General features: G+C 69.0%; 22 protein-coding genes. 11 read left to right on the plus strand and 11 right to left on the minus strand.

Annotation, left to right across the window (positions count from 1 at the left end; all coding sequences use genetic code 11):
* Window positions 1-52: 52 nt before the first annotated feature.
* Both AC1DDH_RS05380 and AC1DDH_RS05385 read right to left on the minus strand, forming a co-directional pair.
* Window positions 53-1,060 (minus strand): zinc-dependent alcohol dehydrogenase family protein, encoded by a 1,008-nt coding sequence (locus AC1DDH_RS05380; RefSeq protein ID WP_476954991.1) that lies wholly within the window; start codon window positions 1,058-1,060, stop codon window positions 53-55.
* Between the two features lie 55 nt (window positions 1,061-1,115).
* Window positions 1,116-2,027 (minus strand): universal stress protein, encoded by a 912-nt coding sequence (locus AC1DDH_RS05385; RefSeq protein WP_476863694.1) that lies wholly within the window; start codon window positions 2,025-2,027, stop codon window positions 1,116-1,118.
* A 177-nt stretch (window positions 2,028-2,204) separates the two neighbouring features.
* On the opposite strand from AC1DDH_RS05385, the gene AC1DDH_RS05390 reads away from it, so the two are divergent.
* Window positions 2,205-3,188: a spermidine synthase gene (locus tag AC1DDH_RS05390; protein ID WP_476954992.1), complete on the plus strand. Its 984-nt coding sequence runs from the start codon at window positions 2,205-2,207 to the stop codon at window positions 3,186-3,188.
* A gap of 42 nt (window positions 3,189-3,230) precedes the next feature.
* On the opposite strand, the gene AC1DDH_RS05395 is transcribed toward AC1DDH_RS05390, so the two are convergent.
* Window positions 3,231-4,148: a LysR family transcriptional regulator gene (locus AC1DDH_RS05395; RefSeq protein ID WP_476849839.1), complete on the minus strand. Its 918-nt coding sequence runs from the start codon at window positions 4,146-4,148 to the stop codon at window positions 3,231-3,233.
* Window positions 4,149-4,279: 131 nt separating this feature from the next.
* Between AC1DDH_RS05395 and AC1DDH_RS05400 the strand changes: the two genes are divergently transcribed.
* Window positions 4,280-5,662 (plus strand): MFS transporter, encoded by a 1,383-nt coding sequence (locus AC1DDH_RS05400; RefSeq protein ID WP_223914618.1) that lies wholly within the window; start codon window positions 4,280-4,282, stop codon window positions 5,660-5,662.
* 78 nt (window positions 5,663-5,740) lie between these two features.
* Window positions 5,741-6,490, plus strand: coding sequence for a 3-hydroxybutyrate dehydrogenase (locus tag AC1DDH_RS05405; protein ID WP_223914617.1), 750 nt, complete (start codon window positions 5,741-5,743; stop codon window positions 6,488-6,490).
* A 112-nt stretch (window positions 6,491-6,602) separates the two neighbouring features.
* Here AC1DDH_RS05405 and AC1DDH_RS05410 read toward each other — a convergent pair whose 3' ends face one another.
* Entirely contained in the window at window positions 6,603-7,238 is a 636-nt protein-coding gene (locus AC1DDH_RS05410) for a LysE family translocator (RefSeq protein WP_230007224.1), read from the minus strand.
* 64 nt (window positions 7,239-7,302) lie between these two features.
* On the minus strand, window positions 7,303-8,799 hold the full coding sequence (locus AC1DDH_RS05415) for an amino acid permease (protein ID WP_230007225.1): 1,497 nt from the start codon (window positions 8,797-8,799) through the stop codon (window positions 7,303-7,305).
* Window positions 8,800-9,066: 267 nt separating this feature from the next.
* On the opposite strand from AC1DDH_RS05415, the gene AC1DDH_RS05420 reads away from it, so the two are divergent.
* Window positions 9,067-10,038, plus strand: coding sequence for an NAD(P)-dependent alcohol dehydrogenase (locus AC1DDH_RS05420; RefSeq protein ID WP_476954993.1), 972 nt, complete (start codon window positions 9,067-9,069; stop codon window positions 10,036-10,038).
* A gap of 46 nt (window positions 10,039-10,084) precedes the next feature.
* On the opposite strand, the gene AC1DDH_RS05425 is transcribed toward AC1DDH_RS05420, so the two are convergent.
* Together AC1DDH_RS05425 and AC1DDH_RS05430 are read right to left on the minus strand one after the other, a co-directional pair.
* Window positions 10,085-10,525 (minus strand): protein-tyrosine phosphatase family protein, encoded by a 441-nt coding sequence (locus tag AC1DDH_RS05425; protein ID WP_230007227.1) that lies wholly within the window; start codon window positions 10,523-10,525, stop codon window positions 10,085-10,087.
* 57 nt (window positions 10,526-10,582) lie between these two features.
* Window positions 10,583-11,500, minus strand: a complete 918-nt coding sequence (locus AC1DDH_RS05430; protein WP_230007228.1) for an SDR family oxidoreductase — start codon at window positions 11,498-11,500, stop codon at window positions 10,583-10,585.
* Window positions 11,501-11,769: 269 nt separating this feature from the next.
* Between AC1DDH_RS05430 and AC1DDH_RS05435 the strand changes: the two genes are divergently transcribed.
* The 4 genes from AC1DDH_RS05435 (at window position 11,770) to AC1DDH_RS05450 (ending at window position 16,636) form a co-directional block, all read left to right on the plus strand.
* Window positions 11,770-12,690, plus strand: a complete 921-nt coding sequence (locus AC1DDH_RS05435; protein WP_476849836.1) for an IclR family transcriptional regulator — start codon at window positions 11,770-11,772, stop codon at window positions 12,688-12,690.
* 257 nt (window positions 12,691-12,947) lie between these two features.
* Window positions 12,948-14,645, plus strand: coding sequence for a urocanate hydratase (gene hutU, locus AC1DDH_RS05440; protein WP_223914611.1), 1,698 nt, complete (start codon window positions 12,948-12,950; stop codon window positions 14,643-14,645).
* 9 nt (window positions 14,646-14,654) lie between these two features.
* The gene (gene hutH / locus AC1DDH_RS05445; protein WP_476859458.1) at window positions 14,655-16,247 is read left to right on the plus strand and encodes a histidine ammonia-lyase; all 1,593 of its coding nucleotides are present in this window, start codon (window positions 14,655-14,657) and stop codon (window positions 16,245-16,247) included.
* A gap of 152 nt (window positions 16,248-16,399) precedes the next feature.
* Window positions 16,400-16,636: a hypothetical protein gene (locus AC1DDH_RS05450; protein ID WP_018774814.1), complete on the plus strand. Its 237-nt coding sequence runs from the start codon at window positions 16,400-16,402 to the stop codon at window positions 16,634-16,636.
* A gap of 86 nt (window positions 16,637-16,722) precedes the next feature.
* On the opposite strand, the gene AC1DDH_RS05455 is transcribed toward AC1DDH_RS05450, so the two are convergent.
* Window positions 16,723-17,247: a cupin domain-containing protein gene (locus AC1DDH_RS05455; RefSeq protein WP_476856175.1), complete on the minus strand. Its 525-nt coding sequence runs from the start codon at window positions 17,245-17,247 to the stop codon at window positions 16,723-16,725.
* A gap of 70 nt (window positions 17,248-17,317) precedes the next feature.
* Between AC1DDH_RS05455 and AC1DDH_RS05460 the strand changes: the two genes are divergently transcribed.
* A complete protein-coding gene (locus tag AC1DDH_RS05460) occupies window positions 17,318-17,938 on the plus strand; it encodes a TetR/AcrR family transcriptional regulator (protein WP_476954994.1) in 621 nt (206 codons plus the stop codon).
* On the opposite strand, the gene hutG is transcribed toward AC1DDH_RS05460, so the two are convergent.
* On the minus strand, window positions 17,919-18,878 hold the full coding sequence (gene hutG, locus AC1DDH_RS05465; protein ID WP_476849831.1) for a formimidoylglutamase: 960 nt from the start codon (window positions 18,876-18,878) through the stop codon (window positions 17,919-17,921). The two genes, AC1DDH_RS05460 and hutG, sit on opposite strands and share 20 nt — an antisense overlap.
* A gap of 160 nt (window positions 18,879-19,038) precedes the next feature.
* Window positions 19,039-20,481: an NCS2 family permease gene (locus tag AC1DDH_RS05470; RefSeq protein ID WP_223915341.1), complete on the minus strand. Its 1,443-nt coding sequence runs from the start codon at window positions 20,479-20,481 to the stop codon at window positions 19,039-19,041.
* Window positions 20,482-20,602: 121 nt separating this feature from the next.
* On the opposite strand from AC1DDH_RS05470, the gene AC1DDH_RS05475 reads away from it, so the two are divergent.
* A complete protein-coding gene (locus AC1DDH_RS05475) occupies window positions 20,603-21,196 on the plus strand; it encodes a copper resistance CopC family protein (RefSeq protein ID WP_476859457.1) in 594 nt (197 codons plus the stop codon).
* 40 nt (window positions 21,197-21,236) lie between these two features.
* On the opposite strand, the gene AC1DDH_RS05480 is transcribed toward AC1DDH_RS05475, so the two are convergent.
* Entirely contained in the window at window positions 21,237-21,866 is a 630-nt protein-coding gene (locus AC1DDH_RS05480) for an NAD(P)/FAD-dependent oxidoreductase (protein ID WP_043436212.1), read from the minus strand.
* 472 nt (window positions 21,867-22,338) lie between these two features.
* On the opposite strand from AC1DDH_RS05480, the gene AC1DDH_RS05485 reads away from it, so the two are divergent.
* A complete protein-coding gene (locus AC1DDH_RS05485) occupies window positions 22,339-23,376 on the plus strand; it encodes a universal stress protein (protein WP_476954995.1) in 1,038 nt (345 codons plus the stop codon).
* Window positions 23,377-23,410 lie beyond the last annotated feature (34 nt).

A 23,410-nucleotide genomic window follows, 5' to 3' on the forward strand; every position in this document is an offset into this window, starting at 1 on the left:
CCGAAGCGTGTCCCCGGCGTTGTCGTGGTGACTTGCTTGCGATGGTTCCGGGCTATGTCGTGTCCATGTGCAGCACGGCCGCTCCGGTGATCCGGTCCTCCGCCAGGTCCCGCAGGGCCCGGTCCGCGGCCTCGAACGGGTAGGCCACAGTGGTCGGGCGGAGCGGGATCTCGGCGGCGATCCGGAAGAACTCCTCGCCGTCGGCCCTGGTGTTGGCTGTGACACTGCGCAGCTGGCGCTCTTCGAAGAGCTCGTCGGCGTAGTGCAGCGGCGGAATATCGCTCAGGTGGATGCCCGCGACGGCGAGCGTCCCGCCGCGGTCCAGGGCCCGGAGCGCAACCGGCACCAGGCCGCCCGCGGGGGCGAAGAGGATCGCGGCATCCAGGGGATCGGGCGGTTGTTCCTCGGCCCCGCCCGCGAACGTCGCGCCGAGGTCCAGGGCCAGCGCGCGAGCCTGCGCGGACCGGGTCATGACGTACACGCGGGCACCCCGGTAGAGGGCGATTTGGGCCGCCAGATGCGCGGAGCCGCCGAACCCATAGATGCCCAGCCGTCCGCCGATCGGCAGTTCGGCCCGGGTCAGGGCCCGGTAGCCGATGATGCCTGCACACAGGAGCGGCGCAGCCTCCTCATCGCTGAACGTCTCCGGGATCCGGTAGGCGAAGTTCTCCGCCACGGTGATGAGCTCGGCGTACCCGCCGTCGCGGTCCCAGCCGGTAAACGTGGGGGACAGACAGAGGTTTTCCTGGCCGCGCAGGCAGAACCGGCAGGCGCCGCAGGTGCCGCCCAGCCAGGCCACGCCCACCCGTTCGCCGATGCCGAACCTGGCGGCCCCCGGTCCCTGCCCGATCACCTCACCCACTACCTCGTGGCCCGGGATGACCCCGGTGTGCCGCGGCGTGAGGTCGCCCTCGGCCAGGTGCAAGTCCGTGCGGCACACACCGCAGACCCGCACTTTCAGCAGGACTTCACCGCGTCCCGGCACAGGATCCGGGCGGTCGGTGGCCACGAGGGGGCCGCTGGACATGGGCCCCGGAAGTCCAACTTGCCATGCTCGCACCGCGGCCTCCTTCTTTGCAGCGTCTGCAGGTCCGAATCGGTTGCGCTCGCGGCGGCTAGCGGGTGACCAGCACGTTGCAGCGCGCCTTATGCAGCACGGCGGAGACCGTGTTGCCGGCTCCGGCCGCAGGGTTGTGGGTCCCGAGCACCAGGACGTCGGCGTCGTCCGCGGCGTCGAGGAGCTCCCGGGCCCCATGGCCCTCACGCAGGGCGCCGGTAACCTCCAGCCCGGGCGCCATCCCGCGGGCCTCGTCGATGGCGCGGTCGAGCAGCTCCTGGCCGTGGAGCAGGGCATGGCGGCCGTGCTCTTCCCGTGCCCCGCCGCGCAATGGATCGACGTGGACGAGGTGCAGCGGGGCGCCGAGGACTTTGGCCAACCGGATGGCCTCGGCCACCGTGGCGGGGCTGCGGGGTGAGGCATCGACTCCCACCACGACGGGGTGGGCCCGCCGGCGCGGGCGCCGGATTATCATCACCGGGCAGGGTGCCGAGCCGGCCAGATCGATGCAGACCGAGCCGGCCACCTGGCCAAGGACGGCGCCGAGGCCCCGGCTGCCCACTACCAGCAGCCGTGCGTCCCGGGAGGCGTCGCGCAGCACGGGTGCCGGGAGCCCGGCCTCCATGACGCCGTCGACGGCGGGGCCCGGACGTTCCGGCTCCTGCCCGGTAATGGCGCGCTCGGCCCCCAGCGGTGCGCCGCCGGCCGCTTCGCGGGCGGCGCCGCGTGCCAGCTCGATGCCCTCGGCGAGGACGGCTTCCGCGGAATGCCGCAGCCCGCTGCCGGCCACGCCCTTGACAGGGCCCAGGTTCTTGGTGAAAACCGGCCACACCCAGGCATGGATCACCAGGAGGTCCAGCCCGGCCGCGGCCGCGTATTCGGCCGCCCAGCGAACGGCGAGTTGGGCGGCCCCGGACCCGCCGTAACCGACCGCCACGGTGCCGCCCTGCTGCCCTGTGGGTGCCGACATTATTCCTCCCGGCTCGTCGGACGCACCCCTTCGCCCGGCACTATGTGCAGCCCCAGTAGAACCCTGCGGCCCGGGAATGTGTAGGGGCTTTGGTCCCGCGGTCTGGCCGCGCCCGGGGCCGCCTCCGGGGCCGCCGGTGAACTAGGGTTGAAACATGCACAATGCGGGGGATAGCTGATGGCCAAGCGGGGCAAAGGGCGGGGCGCCCAAACCGCCGGGCCGGGAGTGGTGGAAGTGCCCAAGGGTTCCCGCCCGGCCGGTCCTTTGGCCGGGGTGTACTACATCGATACCGGGGACTGCGAGCTGATCCCGGACCAGGACAATTCCACCGGCTGGCTCCTGCGCATCAACGGCGTCATGAGCTCGCACATTGACCTCGCGGACCCGTTGTTCCTCGACTTCGAGTACATGCGCTGGATGGCAGCCCTGGTGGAGTCGCGCTGGCCGCGGGAGCCTGGGCCCAAGCTGCGCGCCCTGCACCTTGGCGGGGGAGCGTGCTCACTGGCGCGCTATTTCCACGCCGCCTACCCGGACGCCCGCCAGGTGGTGGTGGAGCTGGACGGCAAGCTCGCCGACTACGTCCGGGGCTGGTTCGACCTGCCCAAGGCGCCGTTGCTGCGCCTGCGCGTGGGAGAGGCCCGGGAAGTCACCGAGAGCCTGACCCCGCAGACCCGGGACCTGATCATCCGCGACGTCTTCGCCGGCTCGCTGACCCCGCGGCCGCTGACCACCCGGGAATTCATCGAGCACGCCAAGCGCGTCCTGGCCCCCGGCGGGATATATGTGGTCAACTCCGGCGACGCCCCGGACCTCAAGAATGCCCGCGAGGACGCCGCGACCATCGCCGACGCCTTTGCCTACACCGTGATCATCGCGGATCCGGCCATGCTGAAGGGCCGGCGCTACGGCAACATGGTCATGGCCGGCAGCGATGTCCCGTTCGACGACGACCCCGGCCTCGCGCGGCGCCTGCTCGGCGGTGCGGTGCCGGCCCACATCTGGAACGACGAAAAGGTGCGGGCGTTCGCGGCCGGCGCCGTCGTCCGGCATGACCCGAAGTCGCCCGTTCCCGCTGAGCCGGCCGCGGAACCGCCCGTTCTCGCTCAGCCGCCCGCCGAGCCGCCGGCTGGGCCCCGCGCAGGGACGCCGACTGCTCCGTAGCAGCCCTTTTGCGGCACTATATTTGCGGCACTATAGAGGCGGCTACGGAGCAATCGATGGGGCTGCTCCCCGGCCCAGCAGGGCATCGCGGTGCGCCGCGGTCTGCTCCCGCAGCGCCTGCACGAGCGCGGCCACCGCCGGCCGGCGCATCGAATCGGGCCGGAGCACCATCCAGTAGGGCAGCAGCTCCGCGAATTCATCCGGCAGGAGCCGGACGAGGTCCGGATGCAGGTCGGCCGCGAAACAGGGCAGGAACCCAATCCCGGCGCCGGCCCGGGTGGCCTCCACGTGGACGAAAACGTTGGTGGAGCTCAGCCCGTCCCGCATGGTGGGCACCAGCCGCCGCGGGGCGTCCAGATCGTCCACCTGCAGCATCGAATCGACGAAGTAGACCAGCGAGTGGGCCGTCAGTTCCTCCACGGTGGCCGGGGTGCCGTACTCGGCGAGGTAGCCGCGGGAGGCGTACATTCCCAGCATGTACTCGCCGAGCCGCGCGGCCTCTGCCCGGTGCACCTGCGGCTCGCCGACCACCACCTCGATGTCCAGGCCGGACCGCTGCTGGAGCGCCCGGCGCGTCACGGTGATGATCTCGACGCTGAGGCCGGGATGGTCGCGGCGGAGCCGGGCCACGGCCGGGGCGGCGATGTAGGCGCTGAATCCATCCGTCGCGGTCATCCGTACGACGCCGGTGATGGGGTCCGGGGTGTGCCCGGGCTGCTCCAGGGTGCGCACGGCGCTCTCGACCTGCTCGGCCACCCGAACGGCCTCGGCACCGAGCTCGGTGAGCTCCCAGCCTCCCGAGGCGCGGGAGAGCACGCGGCCACCCAGCGCCTTCTCCAGCGCCGCGATCCGGCGGGAAACGGTGGTGTGGTTCAGTCCGAGCGTCTGTGCCGCCGTCGTGAATTTCGCCGAACGGGAGACCGCGAGCAGGACCAGCAGGTCATCGGGATTGGCGTTCATATCTGCAATTCTGCACATAGCGGGTGCTGGTTTGGCCATTGAATCGCCGTGGATGTGCGGCAATACTCAATGAAGCCATTTCAGTGCTGTGCGTCACAGCGCGTGTCACCGTGGACACTAAGGAGAACCAGATGAGCGTAAACGAACGCTCTGCAACAACCGCCGCAGCACCCGCATCCAAGGGTTCCGGGCTCAAGAAAATCGTCGCCGCATCGATGGTGGGAACCGTCGTCGAGTGGTACGAATTCTTCCTCTACGCCACCGCCGCCACCCTGGTGTTCGGCAAGTACTTCTTCCCCGCCACGGGCAACGAACTGGACGGCATCATCCAGGCGTTCCTGACCTACGCCGTCGGTTTCGTGGCCCGCCCCCTGGGCGGCATTGTCTTCGGCCAGATCGGCGACAAGCTCGGCCGCAAGCCCACCCTGCAGCTCACCATCATCATCATCGGTGTCTCCACCTTCCTGATGGGCTGCCTCCCGGGCTTCGCCACCCTCGGCTACCTGGCGCCGGCGCTGCTGGTCCTCCTGCGCTTCATCCAGGGCTTCGCCCTCGGCGGCGAATGGGGCGGCGCAGTCCTGCTCGTCGCCGAGCACAGCCCCAACAAGTCCCGTGGCTTCTGGTCCAGCTGGCCCCAGGCCGCCGTTCCCGTCGGCAACCTGCTGGCCACCCTGGTCCTGTTCATCATGTCCAACGTGCTCAGCTCCGCCGACTTCCTCAGCTGGGGCTGGCGGGTGGCGTTCTGGCTTTCCGCCGTGATCGTGTTCGTCGGTTACTACATCCGCACCCACGTCTCCGAATCGCCCATCTTCCTCGAGGCCAAAGCCCAGCTGGAAGAGGATCAGTCCGCCAGCTACGGCGTCCGCGAAGTCATCCGCAAATACCCCAAGGGCATCCTGCAGGCCATGGGGCTCCGGTTCGCGGAAAACATCATGTACTACCTCGTGGTCAGCTTCGCGATCGTCTACCTGAAGTCCGTGCACAAGTACGACACCTCCTCGCTGCTGCTGGCCCTGCTGATCGCCCACGTCGTCCACTTCCTGGTCATCCCGCAGGTCGGGCGCCTCGTGGACAGCTGGGGCCGGAAGCCGGTCTACCTCATCGGTGCCGTCACCGGTGCCACCTGGCCGTTCTTCGCCTTCCCTATGTTCGATACCCGCAACCCGGTGATCATCGTCCTGGCCGTCACGATCGGCCTGTGCCTGCACGCCTTCATGTATGCCGGCCAGCCGGCCCTCATGTCGGAGCTGTTCCCGACCCGGATGCGCTACGCCGGGGTCTCCCTTGGCTCGCAGGTCACCTCGATCTTCGCCGGTTCGCTGGCGCCGCTCCTGGCCACCCAGTGGCTCAAGGACACCGGCTCCTGGCTGCCCACCGCGATCTACCTCCTGGTCGCCTGCGCCATCACCACCGTCGCAGTGCTGAGCCTGAAGGAAACCAAGGGCATCGCGTTGGAGGACGTGGACCGGGCCGACGCCGAACGCGAAGGCCTGCCCGTAGCAGCCACCCGCTGAGCTGCTTGAGTTTTGGGCCGGCTCCAGCCACGCTGGAGCCGGCCGCCTCATCGAATTTTTGACACGGAAGGCTGAGTTATGGAAAACACGCTGAACGGACGCAAGGCCCTGGTCACCGGCGGCGCCGGCGGGATCGGCGCGGCGAGCGTCCGGGCCCTGGCGGCACGCGGGGCCAAAGTGGTGATCGCGGATAGGGACGAGGCCGCCGCCGCCGCGCTCGCCGACGAAATCGGCGGCACCGCGTGGGCCGTCAACCTGCTCGACGTCGAATCCCTCCAGACGCTCAGCCTGGACTGCGACATCCTGGTGAACAACGCCGGAATCCAGCGCATCAGCCCCATCGAGGAGTTCGATCCGGCCGACTTCCGCCGCATCATCACCCTCATGCTGGAGGCCCCGTTCCTGCTGATCCGGGCCGCGTTGCCGCACATGTACGCCAACAACTTCGGCCGCATCATCAACCTGTCCTCCGTGCACGGGCTCCGGGCCTCGCCGTTCAAGAGCGCCTACGTCTCGGCCAAGCACGGGCTCGAGGGCCTGAGCAAGGTGACGGCCCTCGAAGGTGGGGCGCACGGCGTCACCTCCAACTGCATCAACCCCGGCTACGTCCGCACGCCCCTGGTTGAATCGCAGATCGCGGACCAGGCCAAGGTGCACGGCATCCCGGAGTCCGAGGTGCTCGCCAAGATCATGCTGACCGAATCAGCGGTCAAGCGGCTCGTGGAGCCCGAGGAAGTGGCGTCCCTGGTGGCGTGGCTGGCATCCGACGACGCCGGCATGGTCACCGGCGCCAGCTACACGATGGACGGCGGCTGGTCCGCGCGGTAGCCCGTCGCCGCTCAAACCAACGCGGGGTCAGCTACGGCCCATTCAGAGGGCATTAATGGGCGCTAATTGACCCCGCGTTGTGCTGCTGGAGTTGAGCGGCTGGAGCAGCGCGCTAGTCCTTGGTGCCTGTCAGGGCCAGCGTGCCGCCCAGCCCGATCATCATCACGCCGCCGGTGGTGCTGAGAGCGGCGATCCGCCGGGGGGAGCGGGCAAACCAGTGCCGGGCCGTCCCGGCCGCGAGGGACCACGTGCTGTCCGAGACCAGGGCAATGAGCAGGAAGACCGCACCCAAGGTGGCGAGCTGCACAGGAATCGCTCCGGCCGAGTAGTCCACGAACTGGGGAAGCACGGCCACGAAGAACACAATCGACTTGGGGTTGGTCGCGCCGACGATGAAGCCCTCCCGGAGCACGCGGGCGGTCGAGGCCGGGTTCGAGGTCGACGCCGTCGCCGCGCCGCCGCCGCGGTGCCGGATCGCCTGGATCCCGAGGTAGACCAGATAGGCGGCGCCGGCGAATTTCACTACGCTGAACAGCAGCAGGGACTGCGCCAGCACCACGCCGACGCCCAGGGCCACGGCGGCGATCTGCACCACCTCTCCGGCCGCGTTTCCCAGAACGCTCAACAGCCCGCCCCTGCGTCCCAGGGCCAACGTCCGTCCGATCACGAACAGCACGCTGGGCCCCGGGATGGCGATGAGCACGAGGGCGGCAAGGGCAAAGGCCAAGAGGTTGGTGGCGGGGACCATGCCTGATCCTAACCCCGTGAGGGCCCGCCCGGGAGCGTCTTAATCCCTTGGGGGCGAGGCACCATCACCGCCCGGCGGGAACCTGCGGGAGCTGGGCGGTTTCGTCGACCAGTTCCGCCCGCGCCCGGCCGTGGCCGCGGACCCAGAGGCGGTAAGCGAGCACCAGGACGCCCAGCCAGGCGGCGCCCACGTACAGCGCCACCCGGGTGTCCTCGAAGGCACCCAGAATCACGATCACCAGGGCCATGAACGCGATCGTCAGTATGGAGGCGGCGGGCCACCACGGCGACGGGAACTCCGACGCCGGCAGGCACTTGCGGGCGATCTCGCGTTTCATGGCGACATGGGAGGCCAGGATCATGGCCCAGACCCAGACGGTCGCGAAGGTGGCGATCGAGGCGATCAGCAGGAAGACGTCTTCCGGGATCACGGCGTTCAGCACCACCCCCACCAGCAGGATGCCGGTCATCATTACCACGGTCATCCACGGCACCCCGTGACGGGAAACCTTGCCGAAGCTCGCCGGTGCGTGGCCCTGCCGGGCCAAGCCGAAGAGGATCCGGCCGGCGCCGAAGATGTCGCTGTTGACTGCCGAGAGCGCCGCCGTGATCACCACGGCGTTGAGGATGTGGGGTGCGGCGGGGATGCCCAGGCCGCTGAAGATCTGCACGAAAGGGCTGCCGTTGCTGCCAATTTCGTCCCACGGGAACAGGCTCATCAGCACGCCGAGGGTCAGCACATAGAACAGCAGGACCCGGACGGGCACGGTGTTGACGGCCTTGGGGATGACCTTTTTCGGATCGGCGGCCTCACCGGCGGTGATGCCGAGGGTCTCCACGCCGCCAAACGCGAACATCACCACGGCGAAGGAGGCAAGGAGTCCTTCGAATCCGTTCGGGAACAGGCCTCCGTGGTCCACGAGGTTGCCGAGCCCTGGTGCCACGGTGGCGCCGCCGGCCTGGAAACCGAAGACGATGATCGCCGCCCCGCCCGCGATCATGGCGATGATGGCCGCCACCTTGATCAGGGAGAACCAGAATTCCAGCTCGCCGAACACCTTGACGCTGAGCAGGTTCAGGGCAGCCAGGAAGAAGATGATGGCCAGAATCCAGACCCAGCGCTCCACGCCGGGGAACCAGAATCCCATGTAGATGCTGAACGCCGTGACATCCGCGATGGCCACGATCGCCATCTCAAAGACGTAAGTCCAACCGGTCACAAACCCGGCCAGCGGTCCCAAGTAGCGGCTCGCGTACTGGCCGAAGGACCCGGACACCGGATGCCGCACCGCCATCTCGCCGAGGGCGCGCATCACCATGAAGACCGCGGCGCCGCCGATCATGTAGGCCAACAAGACGGCGGGCCCGGCCTTCTGGATGGCGGAGGCGGAGCCGTAGAACAGCCCCGTGCCGATCGCCGAGCCCAGCGCCATGAAGCGGATGTGGCGGACGTTGAGTCCCCGGCTGAGTACGGAGTCGACGGCTGCGCCGACGGCGGTGGCAGCGCTGCCGGTGCCGGCCTCGGCAGGAGCCGCCTTCGTAGCGGTTTGGGCTTGTTGCATGCGAATACCTTCTCGTCATTGGGAGGGGGATCGCCATCCAGCAGACCATGTCCGGCCTTGCTGTGAGGAGTCTCACGGGAACTTCGTGTCTTTGATTTCAGACTGTGCGGCGCCCCCGCGCGCGGAGCCGGCCGCCGCCGCCGTCGAACCCCAACCGGCGGGGGAGCGGCGAAAGAGCTTGACAACATGTCAGGATTTCTTCACATTCAAGGTGTCGCCCGGCGCCTGCGGTTACGGAATGGCGAGCTGACCCAGAGGAGAAGCACCATGAAAGCGATCGTCCAGGATGTTTACGGTTCCGTTGAGGTGCTGGAACTGCGCGACGTCGACGCCCCCGTGCCCGGCGACGACGACGTGCTGATCCGGGTCCGGGCCGCCGGCGTCGACCAGGGCGTCTGGCACCTCATGACGGGCCTTCCGTACCTGACCCGCGTGGTCGGCTACGGGCTCAGGAAACCGAAGACCCGGATCCGGGGCCGGGCCGTGGCCGGCCGGGTGGAGGCTGTCGGCCGGAATATCGTCGGCTTCCGGACCGGGGATGAGGTGTACGGCACCTGCGAGGGATCCTTCGCCGAATACGCGTGCGCAAAAGAAGGCCGGCTCGCGCTGAAGCCGAAAAACCTCAGCTTCGAACAGGCCGCCGCCGTCCCGATCTCGGCCGTCACGGCCCTGCAGGCGCTCCGGAACGCCGGCAGGATCCAGGCCGGGCAGGAGGTCCTCGTCATCGGCGCGGCCGGCGGTGTCGGCGCGTACGCCGTACAGCTCGCCAAGGCGTTCGGGGCGCAGGTGACGGGGGTGTGCAGCACCGCGAAAACCGATCTGGTCCGCTCCATCGGCGCGGACCACGTCATCGACTACACACATGACGATTTCGCGGACGGATCCCGGCAATTCGACCTCATTGTGGACACCGCCGGCAACCGCCCGCTCACCGTCCTGCGGCGGGCGCTCAAGCCTAAGGGCACGCTCGCGATCGTCGGTGGGGAAGGCGGAGGGCGGCTGGCGGGCGGATTTCAACGCTCACTCGGCGCCGGGCTGCTCTCCGTGTTTGTCGGCCAGCGGCTCAGAGGCGTCATGGCTGCAGAGCGGGCGGAGGACCTCCGGTTCCTGACCGGGCTCATCGGGGCGGGCGCGGTGACCCCGGTCATCGGCAAGAGCTACGCCCTGGCGGACGCGCCGGCGGCAATCCGGGACCTGCGTGATGGGCACCTCCGCGGGCAGGCCGTCGTCATCATTTGAGCCCGCTTGCCGGTTGGCCGGGCGTCACGGTTTTGGGCGGAGCCGCCTAGGGCGTTCCGGTCCGGAAGCGGGTCACGTACTGCCGCTGCCAGGGAGTTTCCACTGTCCGGCGCCGGTACTGGCGGCGGACGTAGGACACTGCCTGGCCGGGCGGGACTCCGTCCAGGATCGCGATGCAGGCCAGTGCGGTGCCGGTCCTGCCGATCCCGCGCCAGCAGGCCACTTCAACCCGTTCGGTCTCGGCCCGGCGCCAGGCCTCCCGGAACGCCTCGAGGGCATCCGGCTGGTCGACCGGCAGCCGAAGGTCGGGCCAGGGCACCCATCGGGACTCCCACCCCACGGGCGGCGGCTGCTTGCCCAGCAGGTACACGCCGAACTCGGGAAACGGCCCGGCCGGAAGCGGATAGTGCAGGCCGCGCCCACGAATGAGCCGGCCGGACGGAAGAGCCATGATGCCGTCCGCGGAAGTTTCCCACGTGTGCTTCATGAACCCGATCGTAGTCTTTCCCGCCGCCGGTTGTCCGTGACACGGAACGGCCGGATGTCAGCGGTATCCGGAGGCGTCGGCGTCGAGTCCTGCTTCCTGGACCTCAACGAGGTACCTCCAGCAGTCCGGCTGCGAGCCGTCGGTGTCGGTGAAGCCGTACTCGCGGGCCAGCGCGCCGGACGAATACGAGCCGCCCGTGCGGCTGAGCACGTGGGGGTCCGCCGCCAGGGCCGCGACCGCACGCCCGACGAACAGCGGGCTTTCCGAGATCGCGGCAAAGTGCGGCTGCGTCCCGGCGGCCTCCCGCCAGTTTGCCTCGGTGACGCCAAAGTGTTCGAGCATCATCTCCGAACGCATCCAGCCGGGCGTCAGCGCCACCGCCGCGCAGCCGGAGGATCTCAGCTCCTCCGCCTGGCTGAACGCCAGGCGGAGCACCGCGGTCTTGACGAGGTCGTAAAAGACGGAGACCCGGTAGTGCTGTGCGTTGTACTCGCGGGTGCCGTCGGTCATCTCCACCACCAGGCCGCCGGGGCGGCGGGTGAGCAGCGGCAGCGCGAAGTGGCTTGTGATGAGGTGGGTGTCCAGACCGAGGTGGAGCATCTGCAGTCCGGCATTCAGATCGTGGGCCCAGAGCGGGGTGTTCCATTCGATGAAGTCCTCGCCGCCCCAGATGTCGTTGACAAGGATGTCCAGGCGGCCCTGCTCGGCGTCGATCCGCTGCACGAGGGCTTCCACCTCCGCAGCCTGGCGGTGATCGACCTCGATGGCGATTCCAGTGCCGCCAGCGGTGCTGACAAGCCCGGACGTCTCCTCGATCGTCTCGGGCCGGTTGTAGTCCGAACGGTGGCGGGAGGTCGTGCGGCCGGTGCAGTACACCACCGCTCCTGCCTCGCCGAGGGCGACGGCGGTGCCGCGGCCGGCGCCGCGCGTGGCCCCGGCAACCAGGGCGACCCTGCCCGACAGCGCTGCATCCACGTCTGTGCCTTCCCTCCGGAACCATCCCGCATGGGGCTCAGCCGGCGACGGGCTGGTTCCAATGACCGGGCATACCACGGGGAAGCCGGCGCCCACATTCATCGGAACACCGGGGGGCTGGCCGGGCTAGGGGCGGAAGGCCCGCCGCAGGTATGTGGCCTTTGTCCGGCATTCCAGACAGCCGTTCCTGTGCGAGGCTGTCGGTTGACCGTCGCCGGGCGCATGCTTAAGTACGGGATACCGGACACCACCGACCCTGAAGAGGATCCATGCCACCCACCAGTACTGCCGTGAGCCCCGCCGCCGAGACTTTGTCGGCTGCGACCGACGCGACTCCGGCGCAGTCCGCCGCGACTTTGTCCGCAGCGCCTGACACACCCGCGCCCAAGGCCGTCCACCGGGCCGCCGGAACCAAGGCGGCGTCGAAGGTGCCGGCCGCCGAGAACACGCTGCGCATCCTCAAGCTGCTGGCCTCCCGGCGCGGGCCGATGGCGGCGTCGAACATTGCCACCGCGCTGGGACTGCCGCGCTCCAGCGTCTACCACCTGCTCGGGGTGATGGAGGCGAACGGCTTCGTGCTGCACCTGCACGAGGAGCAGCGCTACGGCCTGGGCATCAGCGCATTCGAACTCAGCTCGGCCTACTCCCGGCAGGAGCCGCTGTCCCGGCTGGGCCGGCCGATGCTCGCCTCGCTCGTGGACGTGATCGGCGAAAGCGCGCACCTGGCGGTGCTGCACGGCCGCGACGTGCTCTACATCGTGGAGGAGCGGGCCAAGAACCGGCCGTCCCTGGTGACCGACGTCGGCGTCCGGCTGCCCAGCCATCTCACGGCCAGCGGGCGGGCCATCCTCGCCGCGCTGCCGAAGTCGCAGGTGCGGGCGCTGTACCCGAACGCTGCCGCCTTCACGGCCCGGCACGAAACCGAATCGCCCATCATGAAGTACTCCGCGCTGTCTTCGCATCTGGACCAGGTCCGCCAGCGCGGCTACGCCACCGAACACGGCGAGGTCACGCCCGGATTCGGTTCGATCGCCGCCGCCGTGACCGACCACGTGGGGTGGCCCACCGCCGCCGTCGCCGTGACGTTCCTGGAGGACAAGCTGCCCGCGGATCAGTGGCCGGTCCTGGCCGCCCGGGTCCAGAAGGTCGCCAACGAGCTCTCGGTCCGGATCCACGGCCGTCCCGCCTGACCGGTTGCCCCATCCCACCCCACCCCCGGTTGCGCTGTCACTTAGGGCTCCCATTCGCCCTTTTTGGCAACCGGAAGTGATAGCGCAACGGGGGAGGGGAAGGGTCTGGAATCCCGGACAGCACCCCTCCGGCAGGCCTGTTTCCGCGGCCGCGAAGGGGCTTTAGTTGATACAGAACCTCATTCCTCCGGATACACCAGGACACCAGTCCGAACAGACATCATCCGGCCACATATCCAGCGACAAAGGAGACCCTCATGGCACCCGCCGATTTCACCACCGGTGCCCGCCCGGTCAAAGCAGCCCGCGGCACCGAGCTCACCGCCAAGAGCTGGCAGACGGAAGCCCCGCTGCGCATGCTCATGAACAACCTCGATCCCGAGGTCGCCGAGCGCCCCGATGACCTGGTGGTCTACGGCGGCACCGGCCGCGCCGTCCGGTCCTGGGCCGCGTTCGACGCCATCACCCGCACCCTGGAAACCATGGAAAAGGACGAGACCCTGCTGGTCCAGTCCGGCAAGCCGGTTGGCGTCTTCCGCACCAACGAATGGGCACCGCGCGTGCTGCTGGCAAACTCCAACCTCGTCGGCGACTGGGCGAACTGGCCCGAGTTCCGCCGGCTCGAGGCCGAGGGCCTGATGATGTACGGCCAGATGACCGCCGGGTCCTGGATCTATATCGGCACCCAGGGCATCCTGCAGGGCACCTTCGAGACCTTCGCCGCGATCGCCCGTAAGCTCACCGGGGACGAGAACGGCACGCTCGCCGGCACCCTGACCCTCACCGGCGGCTGCGGCGGCATGGGCGGCGCCCAGCCGCTCGCCGTCACCCTGAACGACGGCGCCTGCCTGATTGTCGACGTCGACGAGACCCGCCTGCGCCGCCGGGCCGGGAAGCGCTACCTCGACGAGGTCGAAACTGATCTCGACGCCGCGATCGCCAAGGTCCTGAAGGCCAAGGAAGAACGCCGCGGCTGGTCCGTGGGCTACGTCGGCAACGCCGCCGAGGTCTTCCCCGAGATCCTGCGCCGCCACAACGCCGGCGAGCTCACCGTCGACATCGTCACGGACCAGACCTCCGCGCACGACCCCCTGAGCTACCTGCCCGAGGGCATCACGGTGGAGGAATGGCACAGCGAGGCTGCGGCAGATCCCGAGGGCTTCACCAAGAAGGCCCAGGCCTCGATGGCCAAGCACGTCCAGGCGATGGTCGAGTTCCAGGACGCCGGCGCCGAGGTCTTCGACTACGGCAACTCCATCCGCGACGAGGCCCGCAAGGGCGGCTACAACCGCGCCTTCGAATTCCCCGGCTTCGTCCCGGCCTACATCCGGCCGCTGTTCTGCGAGGGCCTCGGCCCGTTCCGCTGGGTGGCCCTCTCCGGCGACCCCGAGGACATCGCAGTCACGGACAAGGCCATCAAAGAGCTCTTCCCCGAGAACAAGCACCTGCACCGCTGGCTCGATGCCGCCGCCGAACGGGTCGAGTTCGAAGGCCTGCCGGCCCGCATCTGCTGGCTCGGCTATGGCGAACGCGCCAAGGCCGGCCTGCTGTTCAACCAGCTCGTCAAGGAGGGCAAGGTCAAGGCGCCCATCGTGATCGGCCGCGACCACCTCGACTCCGGCTCCGTCGCCTCCCCGTACCGCGAGACCGAGGCCATGGCCGACGGCTCCGACGCGATCGCCGACTGGCCGCTGCTCAACGCCCTTCTCAACACGGCCTCCGGCGCCACCTGGGTTTCCATCCACCACGGCGGCGGGGTCGGCATCGGCCGCTCCATCCACGCCGGCCAGGTCTCCGTCGCCGACGGCACCGACCTCGCCGCGGAAAAGCTCGCGCGCCTCCTGACCAACGATCCCGGCATGGGCGTCATCCGCCACGCCGACGCCGGCTACGACCGCGCCGTCGAAGTCGCCAAGGAACGCGGCGTCCGCATCCCGATGAACGAAACGAAGTAGGACTTCACCATGACTATCACCACGCATTCACCGCTCACCGTCACCCTCGGCTCCAGCGGTGTCACCCCCGAAGACGTCGTCGCCGTCGCCCGCCACGACGCCCACGTCACCATCGCCCAGGACGCCCTGGACGCCGTCGCCAAGGTCCGTGCCCACATCGACGACCTCGCCCACAGCGAGGTCCCGGCCTACGGGATCTCCACCGGCTTCGGGGCGCTGGCCAACCGGCACATCCCCAACGAGCTGCGCACCCAGCTGCAGAAATCCCTGATCCGCAGCCACGCCGCCGGCATGGGCCCGGCCGTGGAACGCGAAGTGGTCCGCGGCATCATGTTCCTGCGCGCCAAAACCCTGGCCTCCGGCCGCACCGGCGTCCGCCCGGTGGTGCTGCAGACCATGGTGGACGTGCTCAACGCCGGCATCACCCCGGTGGTCCGCGAATTCGGCTCCCTTGGCTGCTCGGGCGACCTCGCGCCGCTGTCCCACTGCGCCCTGGTCCTGATGGGCGAAGGCGAGGCGACCGGCCCCGACGGCACACTGTACGGGAGCAAGGATGCCCGCCCGGTCGCTGAGCTCCTCGCCGCGCACGGCATCGAACCCGTCACGCTGGCCGAAAAGGAGGGCCTGGCCCTCGTCAACGGCACCGAGGGCATGCTCGGCATGCTGCTGATGGCCATCGCGGACATCCGCCAGCTGCTTACGACGGCGGACATCACCGCCGCGCTCAGCGTCGAGGCGCTGCTCGGCACCGACCAGGTGTTCCTGCCGGAGCTGCACGCGGCGCTGCGCCCGCACCCAGGCCAGGCCGCCGCCGCGGACAACATGCTCCGTGTGCTGTCCAACTCCCCGATCGTGGCCTCGCACCGGATCAACGACACCAAGGTCCAGGACGCCTACTCGCTGCGCTGCGCACCCCAGGTGGCCGGCGCCGTCCGCGACACCGTGGACCATGCCGCCCTGGTCGCCTCCCGCGAACTGGCCGCCGCGATCGACAACCCGGTGGTCCTGCCCGACGGCCGGGTCAGCTCCAACGGCAACTTCCACGGCGCCCCGGTGGCCTACGTGCTGGACTTCCTGGCGATCGCCGTCGCGGACCTGAGCTCCATCGCCGAGCGCCGGACCGACCGGATGCTGGACCCGGCCCGCTCGCACGGGCTGCCCGCCTTCCTGGCCTCGGACCCCGGCGTCGACTCGGGCCTCATGATCGCCCAGTACACGCAGGCCGGCCTGGTCTCGGACAACAAGCGGCTGGCCGTCCCGGCGTCGGTGGACTCGATCCCGAGCTCGGCGATGCAGGAGGACCACGTCTCCATGGGCTGGCACGCGGCCCGCAAGCTCCGCCGCTCGGTGGAGAACCTGCGCCGGGTCCTGGCGATCGAACTGGTGACCTCGGCCCGGGCGCTGGACATCCGCACCCAGCTCTCCGGCGGCGAACTCACGCCGGGACCTGCGGGCGCGGCCGTGATCGCCGCGCTGCGCGACGTCGTCGACGGTCCGGGCACCGACAGGTTCCTGTCACCGGAGCTCGAAGCGGCGGATGTCCTCGTGGCCTCGGGCAAGGTCCGGGCGGCGGCCGAATCCGCCGTCGGAAATCTCGCCTGAGAAGAAACAAAATGCAGGGCAGCTGAACAATTCCCGGCGCCCCCGAAATCTTTGGCGACACGGACGGCGGGGGCCCGGGAACTGTAGTACAAATGGAGAGTCCACACCAACGAAGTTGTGGCAAAGAACACATACAAAGGGGTAGAAGTTCTATGAAAGCACGCGGCACGGTACTGTCCAGGCGCCTTGCATCCGCAGCTACGGTTTCCGACTGGAGCGGCCTTCGGGTCGGCGAACGCGTCGAAATTGTCAAGCACGCACAGGTCATTGCGGCCGGTGAGGTCGAAGAGGTCTCGGTAAGCGGGAATGTGCTCTGGCTGGTCCCCGCGGGGCCGTCCGAAACGCAGCTTTTCCTGCAGTCCGACGGCGTGCAGGTCCGCCGCAGCTAGGCTGAGCGTTTTCACCAGAAAGTCCCCGCCACGGCGGGGACTTTCTGCGTTTCGGGGCCCAGGGCCCAGATGTGGGCGCGGTGCTGTCAGTGCCCAGTGAACGGCGGCGGACCCAGCAGCACGATCCCGCCGTTTTTACGTGCCGACTCCTGGACTCTGCCAAAGTCAACCAGGCCCGGCGCGACGGATTCGCCGGCAGGGTCCCCGGCATCGTTGCCGGGGGAGAGGGGTATGCTCGCGTCCCAGTAAAAGGCCTCGCAGCATCCGGGGGTGTGCAGGCAAAGCATCCGGGCGGAGTCGGAGACCACCATGAAGGCGTGTGGAACGCCCCGCGGGGCCACGGCCAGTCCGCCGGGGCCGATCCGGTGCTCTCTCCCGTCCATATGCACGAGGATCTCGCCGTCCAGGATGTACATGGTTTCATCCGAATCGGGGTGGCTGTGCAGCGGTGTCATTTTCCCGCCGGACATCTGGTCCTCGAACAGCAGGAAGGCCCCGGCGGTCTCTTCCGCCCTGGCCTTCCAGGTGTGGACTCCGCCGCCGAAAAACCATCGGCGCTCGCCCTGGTCTTCCGCGCGGATGATGGCTGCCGGGTTGCTGGCCGTTTCCATAAGATCGCCCCTTCGCCGAGGACTACATGGGACGCGTGTCCCATGACAAGACTCGGGTACCATGAGATCCATGTCAACCCCCTATCAGGACGCCGGCCGGACGGGGCAGAAGCGCCGCACTTTTGAGGTCCTGTTGGCTGCAGCCCGCGAGGCCGTCGCGGACGGGGTCGCCCCCACCGTTGACGGCACCGCGGCAGCGGCCGGGATTGCCCGGAGCACGGCCTACCGCTACTTCCCGAGCCAGCGGGAATTGCTCGCCGCAGCCCACCCGGAAACGGCCCGGCAGTCCCTGCTGCCGGCGGATGCCCCCGAGGATCCAGCGGAGCGGCTCGACGCCGTCGTGCTGGAGTTCACACGGCTGATCCTCTCCACCGAGGCGCAGCAGCGGACCATGCTCAGGCTGTCCCTGGAACGTGACCGCGGAAAGTCGGACTTGCCGCTGCGGCAGGGGCGCGCGATCGCCTGGCTTGAGGAAGCACTCGCGCCGCTCCAGCGGAAGCTGTCCGGACCTGAAATCCGGGCGCTAGCGCTGGCCATCCGCAGTGCCATCGGGATTGAGGCCCTCGTCTGGCTGACGGACATCGGCGGTCTTACGCAGGAACAGGCTGTGGCGTCGATGCGTTGGTCCGCCCAGGCCCTGCTCGCACAGACCCTGACGTCCGGGCCGCCGCCTATCCCAGCAGCGTATTGACCAGCCGGGCCGCCACTTTGGCGGTGCGGCCGTCGATGTCGAACTCCGGGTTCAGCTCGGCGATATCCAGATGCAGGAGCTTCCCGCTCGCGGCCACCTGGCGGCACACGGCGCTGATCACCGGCAGCGGCACACCAAAGGCCGCGGGAGCGCTCACCCCGGGGGCCACGGAGGCCGGCAGCACGTCCAGGTCGATGGTCAGGTACACAGCGTCCACCTGTGCCAGGAAGGCTGCCACAAACGCGTACGCGGCGTCCGCCGAGCAGTCCTCGTCCAGCAGATAGTCCACGCCGAGCTCGTCTGCCGTCCGGAACAGCGTCCGGGTGTTGTTCGGCTCGGAAATCCCGACGACGGCGTAGCGCAGCTCCCGGCCGGCGGCTGCTTCGGCGCGGGCCATCTGGAGGAAGGGCGTGCCGGAGCTGGGCACCGGCTCATCGCGGAGGTCGAAGTGCGCATCGAGATTCAGCACGCCGACGCTCAGGCCCTCGCGCACGGCCGCCGACCCGGCCACGCCGAGATAGCTGGCAAAGGCGGTCTCGTGCCCGCCGCCGAGCACCACGGGAAGCCCGCCGGCGTCGAGCAGACTGGTGATCGCGAGCCCGGCGCGTGCCTGTCCTGCCTCTAGCGCGTCCCCGGCCACGGTGACGTCGCCGGCGTCGTGCACGGCCCGCGTCAGGTGGAACGCGAGCGGGCCGAGCGCGGCCCGGATGGCGGCGGGGGCGGCCGCGGCGCCGGTCCGGCCCTTGTTGCGCCGCACCCCGGCGTCGCTGCCGAAGCCGAGGATGACGGCGGGGCGCGCAGCAGGGACACCCGCCGGAACCGTGCCGGGAGCGTAGGGGGTCACCCCCTGCCACCAGCGCCGGTGCTCGTCGCCGTCGCCGTCGAACCTGCCGGTCCAGGGCTGGGGCGGGACATCAACGGGGAGCGCGGGAGAAACCATGCCCCTAGCTCACCGCAGCCCGGGCCGGAAAACCAGCCGGGCCGCCGTCGGACTGTCCGGAATCCCGGAAACTGAGCTTAACAACGGTTAAGCAGCGCCGGGTGGGCCACGCCCGGGTGGGCGTGGCCCACCCGGCGGCGTGACCGCGGGCGGGGCTGCGTTAGTGGATCCCCAGGACGGCCTCGATCGGGCCGATCGCGAAGAAGAGCAGGAACGCGGACGCCACGGCCCACATGAGCGGGTGCACCTCGCGGGCCCGGCCCTCGAACAGGCGGATCAGCACGAAGCTGATGAAGCCCGCGCCCAGGCCGTTGGCGATCGAGTACGTGAACGGCATGAGGGTGAAGGTCAGGAAGGCCGGGATGGCGATGCCCCAGTCCTGCCAGTCGATCTTGCCCACCTGGGAGACCATCATGAAGCCGACCACCACGAGGGCGGGGGCCACGGCCTCGAACGGCACGAGGTTGATCAGCGGGGTGAAGAACATCGCCACAAGGAACAGCAGGCCGGTGACGACCGAGGCCAGGCCGGTGCGTGCGCCTTCGCCGATGCCGGCACCGGACTCGACGTAGATCTGGTTCGAGGAGACGGAGGCGCCGCCGCCGATGATCGCGCCCAGGGCGTCCACCTGCAGCACGCGGTCGACGTCGGGGATGTTGCCGTCCTTGTCGATGGTGCCGGCCTCGGTGGCCAGGCCAACCATCGTGCCCATGGCATCGAAGAAGATGCTGAGCAGGATCACGAACGCCAGCAGGGTCGCCGCGACGAAGCCGAGGTGTTCAAAGGCGCCGAAGGGGTTGGCCTTGCCGATCAGGGACAGGTCCGGGGCCGCCCACTCGGAGAACTGCGGTGCCACGAGGGACCAGCCCTGCGGGTTGTGGTTCTTGCCGTCAAAGCTGGGCCCGATGTGCAGGATGGATTCCAGGATCACGGACAGGATGGTCGAGGCCACGATGCCGATCAGGATGGCGCCCTTGACCTTGCGGACCACCAGCGCGATGGTGAGGATCAGGCCGAAGACGAACACGAACGTCGGCCAGCCCAGGAGCTTGCCGTCGAAGCCCAGGCCGACCGGGACGGTGGTGCCGGCGACATCGGGGACGCGGCGCACGAAGCCCGCATTGACGAGACCGATCAGGGCGATGAACAGGCCGATGCCCACCACGATCGCGGTCTTCAGCCCCTCGGGTACGGCCTTGAACACGGCCGTCCGGAAGCCCGTGAGGACCAGGATCAGCATGGTGATGCCCGAGAGCATCACCAGGCCCATCATGTCCGGCCAGGTCAGGCCGGGGTTCGTGGCCACCGTGACGGCGACGAACGCGTTGACGCCGAGCCCGGTGGCCAGGGCGAAGGGATGCTTGGCCCACGCGCCCATGAGGATGGTCAGGATGCCGGCCACGAACGCGGTGACGGCGGCGACGGCGGGGAAGCCCAGCGTGGCGCCCGAGGAGTCCGGCCCGGAGAGGATCAGCGGATTCAGCACCACGATGTAGCTCATGGCGAAGAACGTGGCGAACCCTCCGCGGATCTCGCGCGAGACGTTCGACCCCCGCTCGGATATTTTGAAATACCGGTCGAGTGCCGAGCCCTGCTTGAGCATTAGGTCTTGCATTAGTCCTCCGGGAGTGATGGGTGTTGCATATATCTTATTTGGCGCCCGAGGGCCAACCCTGCGTTTTCGCCTAGTCTGTAAGGAAGCCAACACTAGGAGTAGCCTGCCCATGCGCCGTATCCGCCAGCTTCGCAGTGCCCTGCTGGGCGCCGTCGTCCTTGTGGCCGTCCTGCTGGGAGCAGTGAGCCCGGCGTCGGCGCACGATACCGCGGAGTCCACCAGCCCGGCTGCCGGAGCAACCGTCGCGGCACCGCCGGAGCAGGTCTCGGTCACGTTCAACCACAATCCGCTTGCCCTGGGGTCGCAGATCGTGGTCAATGATGCCACCGGCGCCAACTGGTCGGACGGTCCCGTGGAAATCGTGGACAACGTCGCTGCGCAGAAGCTGAAGTCGGGTGCCCCTAAGGGGCCGTACACCGTGCACTGGCGGGTGGCCAGTTCCGACGGCCACCCGATCGAGGGCAGCTTCACCTTCACAGCGACGGCGGCTGCGGCAGGCACGACGGCGGCTGCCGCGGTCCCCACGATGGGCACCGCCCAGCCGGGGACCACGCCCGCGCCTGCCCCTGCGCCGGCCGGGTCGCAGCAGTTTCCCTGGAGCGTCATGGTCTTCGTCGCCGTCGGGGTCGGCATCCTGGTGGCCCTGGGCCTGATGGCGAAACGCCGCCTCACACCGGACGAGGGCGGCGACACCGAAGGCTGAAACAAGCCAATGCAACTCCGGCAACGCGGCCAAAGCGCTGCTAGGCGGGGGCGGCCAGGGCAAAGCCGCCGGGCAGCAGCGCGGGGATCCCGTTCGGGTGGACCTTGGCCGAGATTGCCTGTCCCACCACTTTGGCCTGGCGCAGGACTTCCTTGGGCGTCGGGGTAATGAGCTCGCCCACCCCCACGAGGTACATACCCAGGGCATGCATCGCCGCCATGAGGTTCTGCCCGGCTGCCATGCCAAGTTCCGAGAGCATCCGGCGCAGCTGGCTGTGGGCGCAGCGGGTCAGGACAAGGTGGTCGGCCAGCAGGACGCCGCCCGGGGTCTGGACGGCCCACTTCTCCGTGGGTGAGCCGTCCGTGCCGGCCTCCAGGAGGTCCAGCTGCAGGGCCCGGATGTTGTTCCGCACGTCGAGCTTGTGGCTTGCGGCGTAGTTGCGCAGGTGCCGCAGGATTTCGTTGCGCTCCCTCAGGCTGGCGGCGTCCGCCGCGTCGCAGCGTTGGAGCGAGGAGGTGTTGGCCGGATGGCCGGCACCCAGGAGGTCGAGCCCGTCCACAATGATGGACGCAACGCCCCGGCGCTGGAGCTCGCTGGCCACAGCCAGGCCGGAGAGCCCCGTCCCGATGACTACGGCGGTGGTCCGCTCAATCCCGCCGTACAAAGGCATGCTCGACACTGCAGGGTACCTCCTTGAAATGGTGCGAGTCACGGGGGAAACCCCGGACGCCAACCCGTGCCTGGTTCCACAGCCCCAGCGGCTGCTTTCTGGAACACCAGTCTCGGTTCAGCAATGCCTCGAAGGATACCTAAGATTCCCGCCCGTGGATAGGGGAGGTAGGACATTGGCTGTGGTGCCGGATTCCGGCGGTTTCCGTGCTCCCGCTCCAGTGGAAACCGTCTCAAAAGCCTGAATTTCCGGGTCAGGAAACGGCGTGTTAATTCTGCGTAAATCCTTCCGCCGCGGGCGGCCGGGGGCGCCTTGCCGCCGTCTTGAATGTTCGCAGTTAACCGAGAATAGTGAGGAAAATCAGGGGTTCCTGCACGCAGATTCCGGGTCGCCTCGCCGGTGGACGCCGGGCGGCAGTACTTCTGGCAGAATAGCCGCAACATCAGGCAAGAATCGCGAGGAGGCGGACCCTATGGGCCGTGAACAGGTGCATCCGGACCCGGCATGGGAGACCGGTGGCGAGCCGGCGCCGCCCCGCGGAATCGTCGTGGGAGTGGACGGCTCGGACCACAGCCACTGCGCCTTGGTGTGGGCGGCCCGTGAGGCGGAGCGCCGCCGCCGCCCGCTGCACATCGTGACCGCCTATTCCGTTCCGATCTTCGCCGCTTCCGGGCTCGACGGCGGCTACGCCACAGTGGACGACTCCGTGATCCGCGAGGGCGCCGAAGCTATCCTCAAGCACGCCTTGGACAAGATCGCGTTCTACAACATTGACGTCGACGCGTCCGTCGAAAACGGGGACGCGTCCGGCGTGCTGCTGGAAATCAGCGAGACCGCGGAGCTTCTGGTCTTCGGTACCCGCGGCCGCGGTGGCTTCGTGGGCCGGCTGCTCGGCTCCGTCAGCAGCGCGCTGCCCGCCCACTCGAAGTGCCCCACCGTGACTGTGCCGCTGATCTGCGCGGACCGCCTGGGCGAAACCACAGACGACAAGCACGTCCTCGCCGAACGGGCCAAGTCGGGCAGCCAGCCGGTGGAGAACGTCGTGGTCGTCGGTGTCGACGGTTCCGAGCAGGCCCGCGTCGCCGTGCTGGAGGCCGCAGCGCAGGCCGAGCGGCTCTCCGCCCGGCTACGCGTGGTGTGCGCGGTGCCGCAGTACACCGGCTCGCTGGCATGGGTGCCCACCCCGATGGACCGCGACGCACTGTTCGCCGACATCAAGGTCCAGCTCGACGCCGGCGTGGCCTGGCTGCGGAGCCACTTCCCCGCCCTGCAGGTGGAGACGCAGCTCGTGGACGGCTCACCCGTCGACATCCTCGTCGACGCCAGCCGGCACGTGGAGCTCGTGGTGGTCGGCACCCGAGGGCGCGGCGGATTCACCGGAATGCTGCTGGGCTCCACGTCCGACGGCGTCCTCCACCACGCCAAGGGGCCGGTCATGGTGGTGCCGGACCGCGACGACCCGCGGCTGGCGGACAGAGCCAGCTTCGGCCCGATGCTCGGCGACTCCTAGAATCCCGAGGCGACGGGCCCGGCGTCGGAAGGAC

It is taken from the genome of Arthrobacter sp. 10T425 (assembly GCF_056393985.1).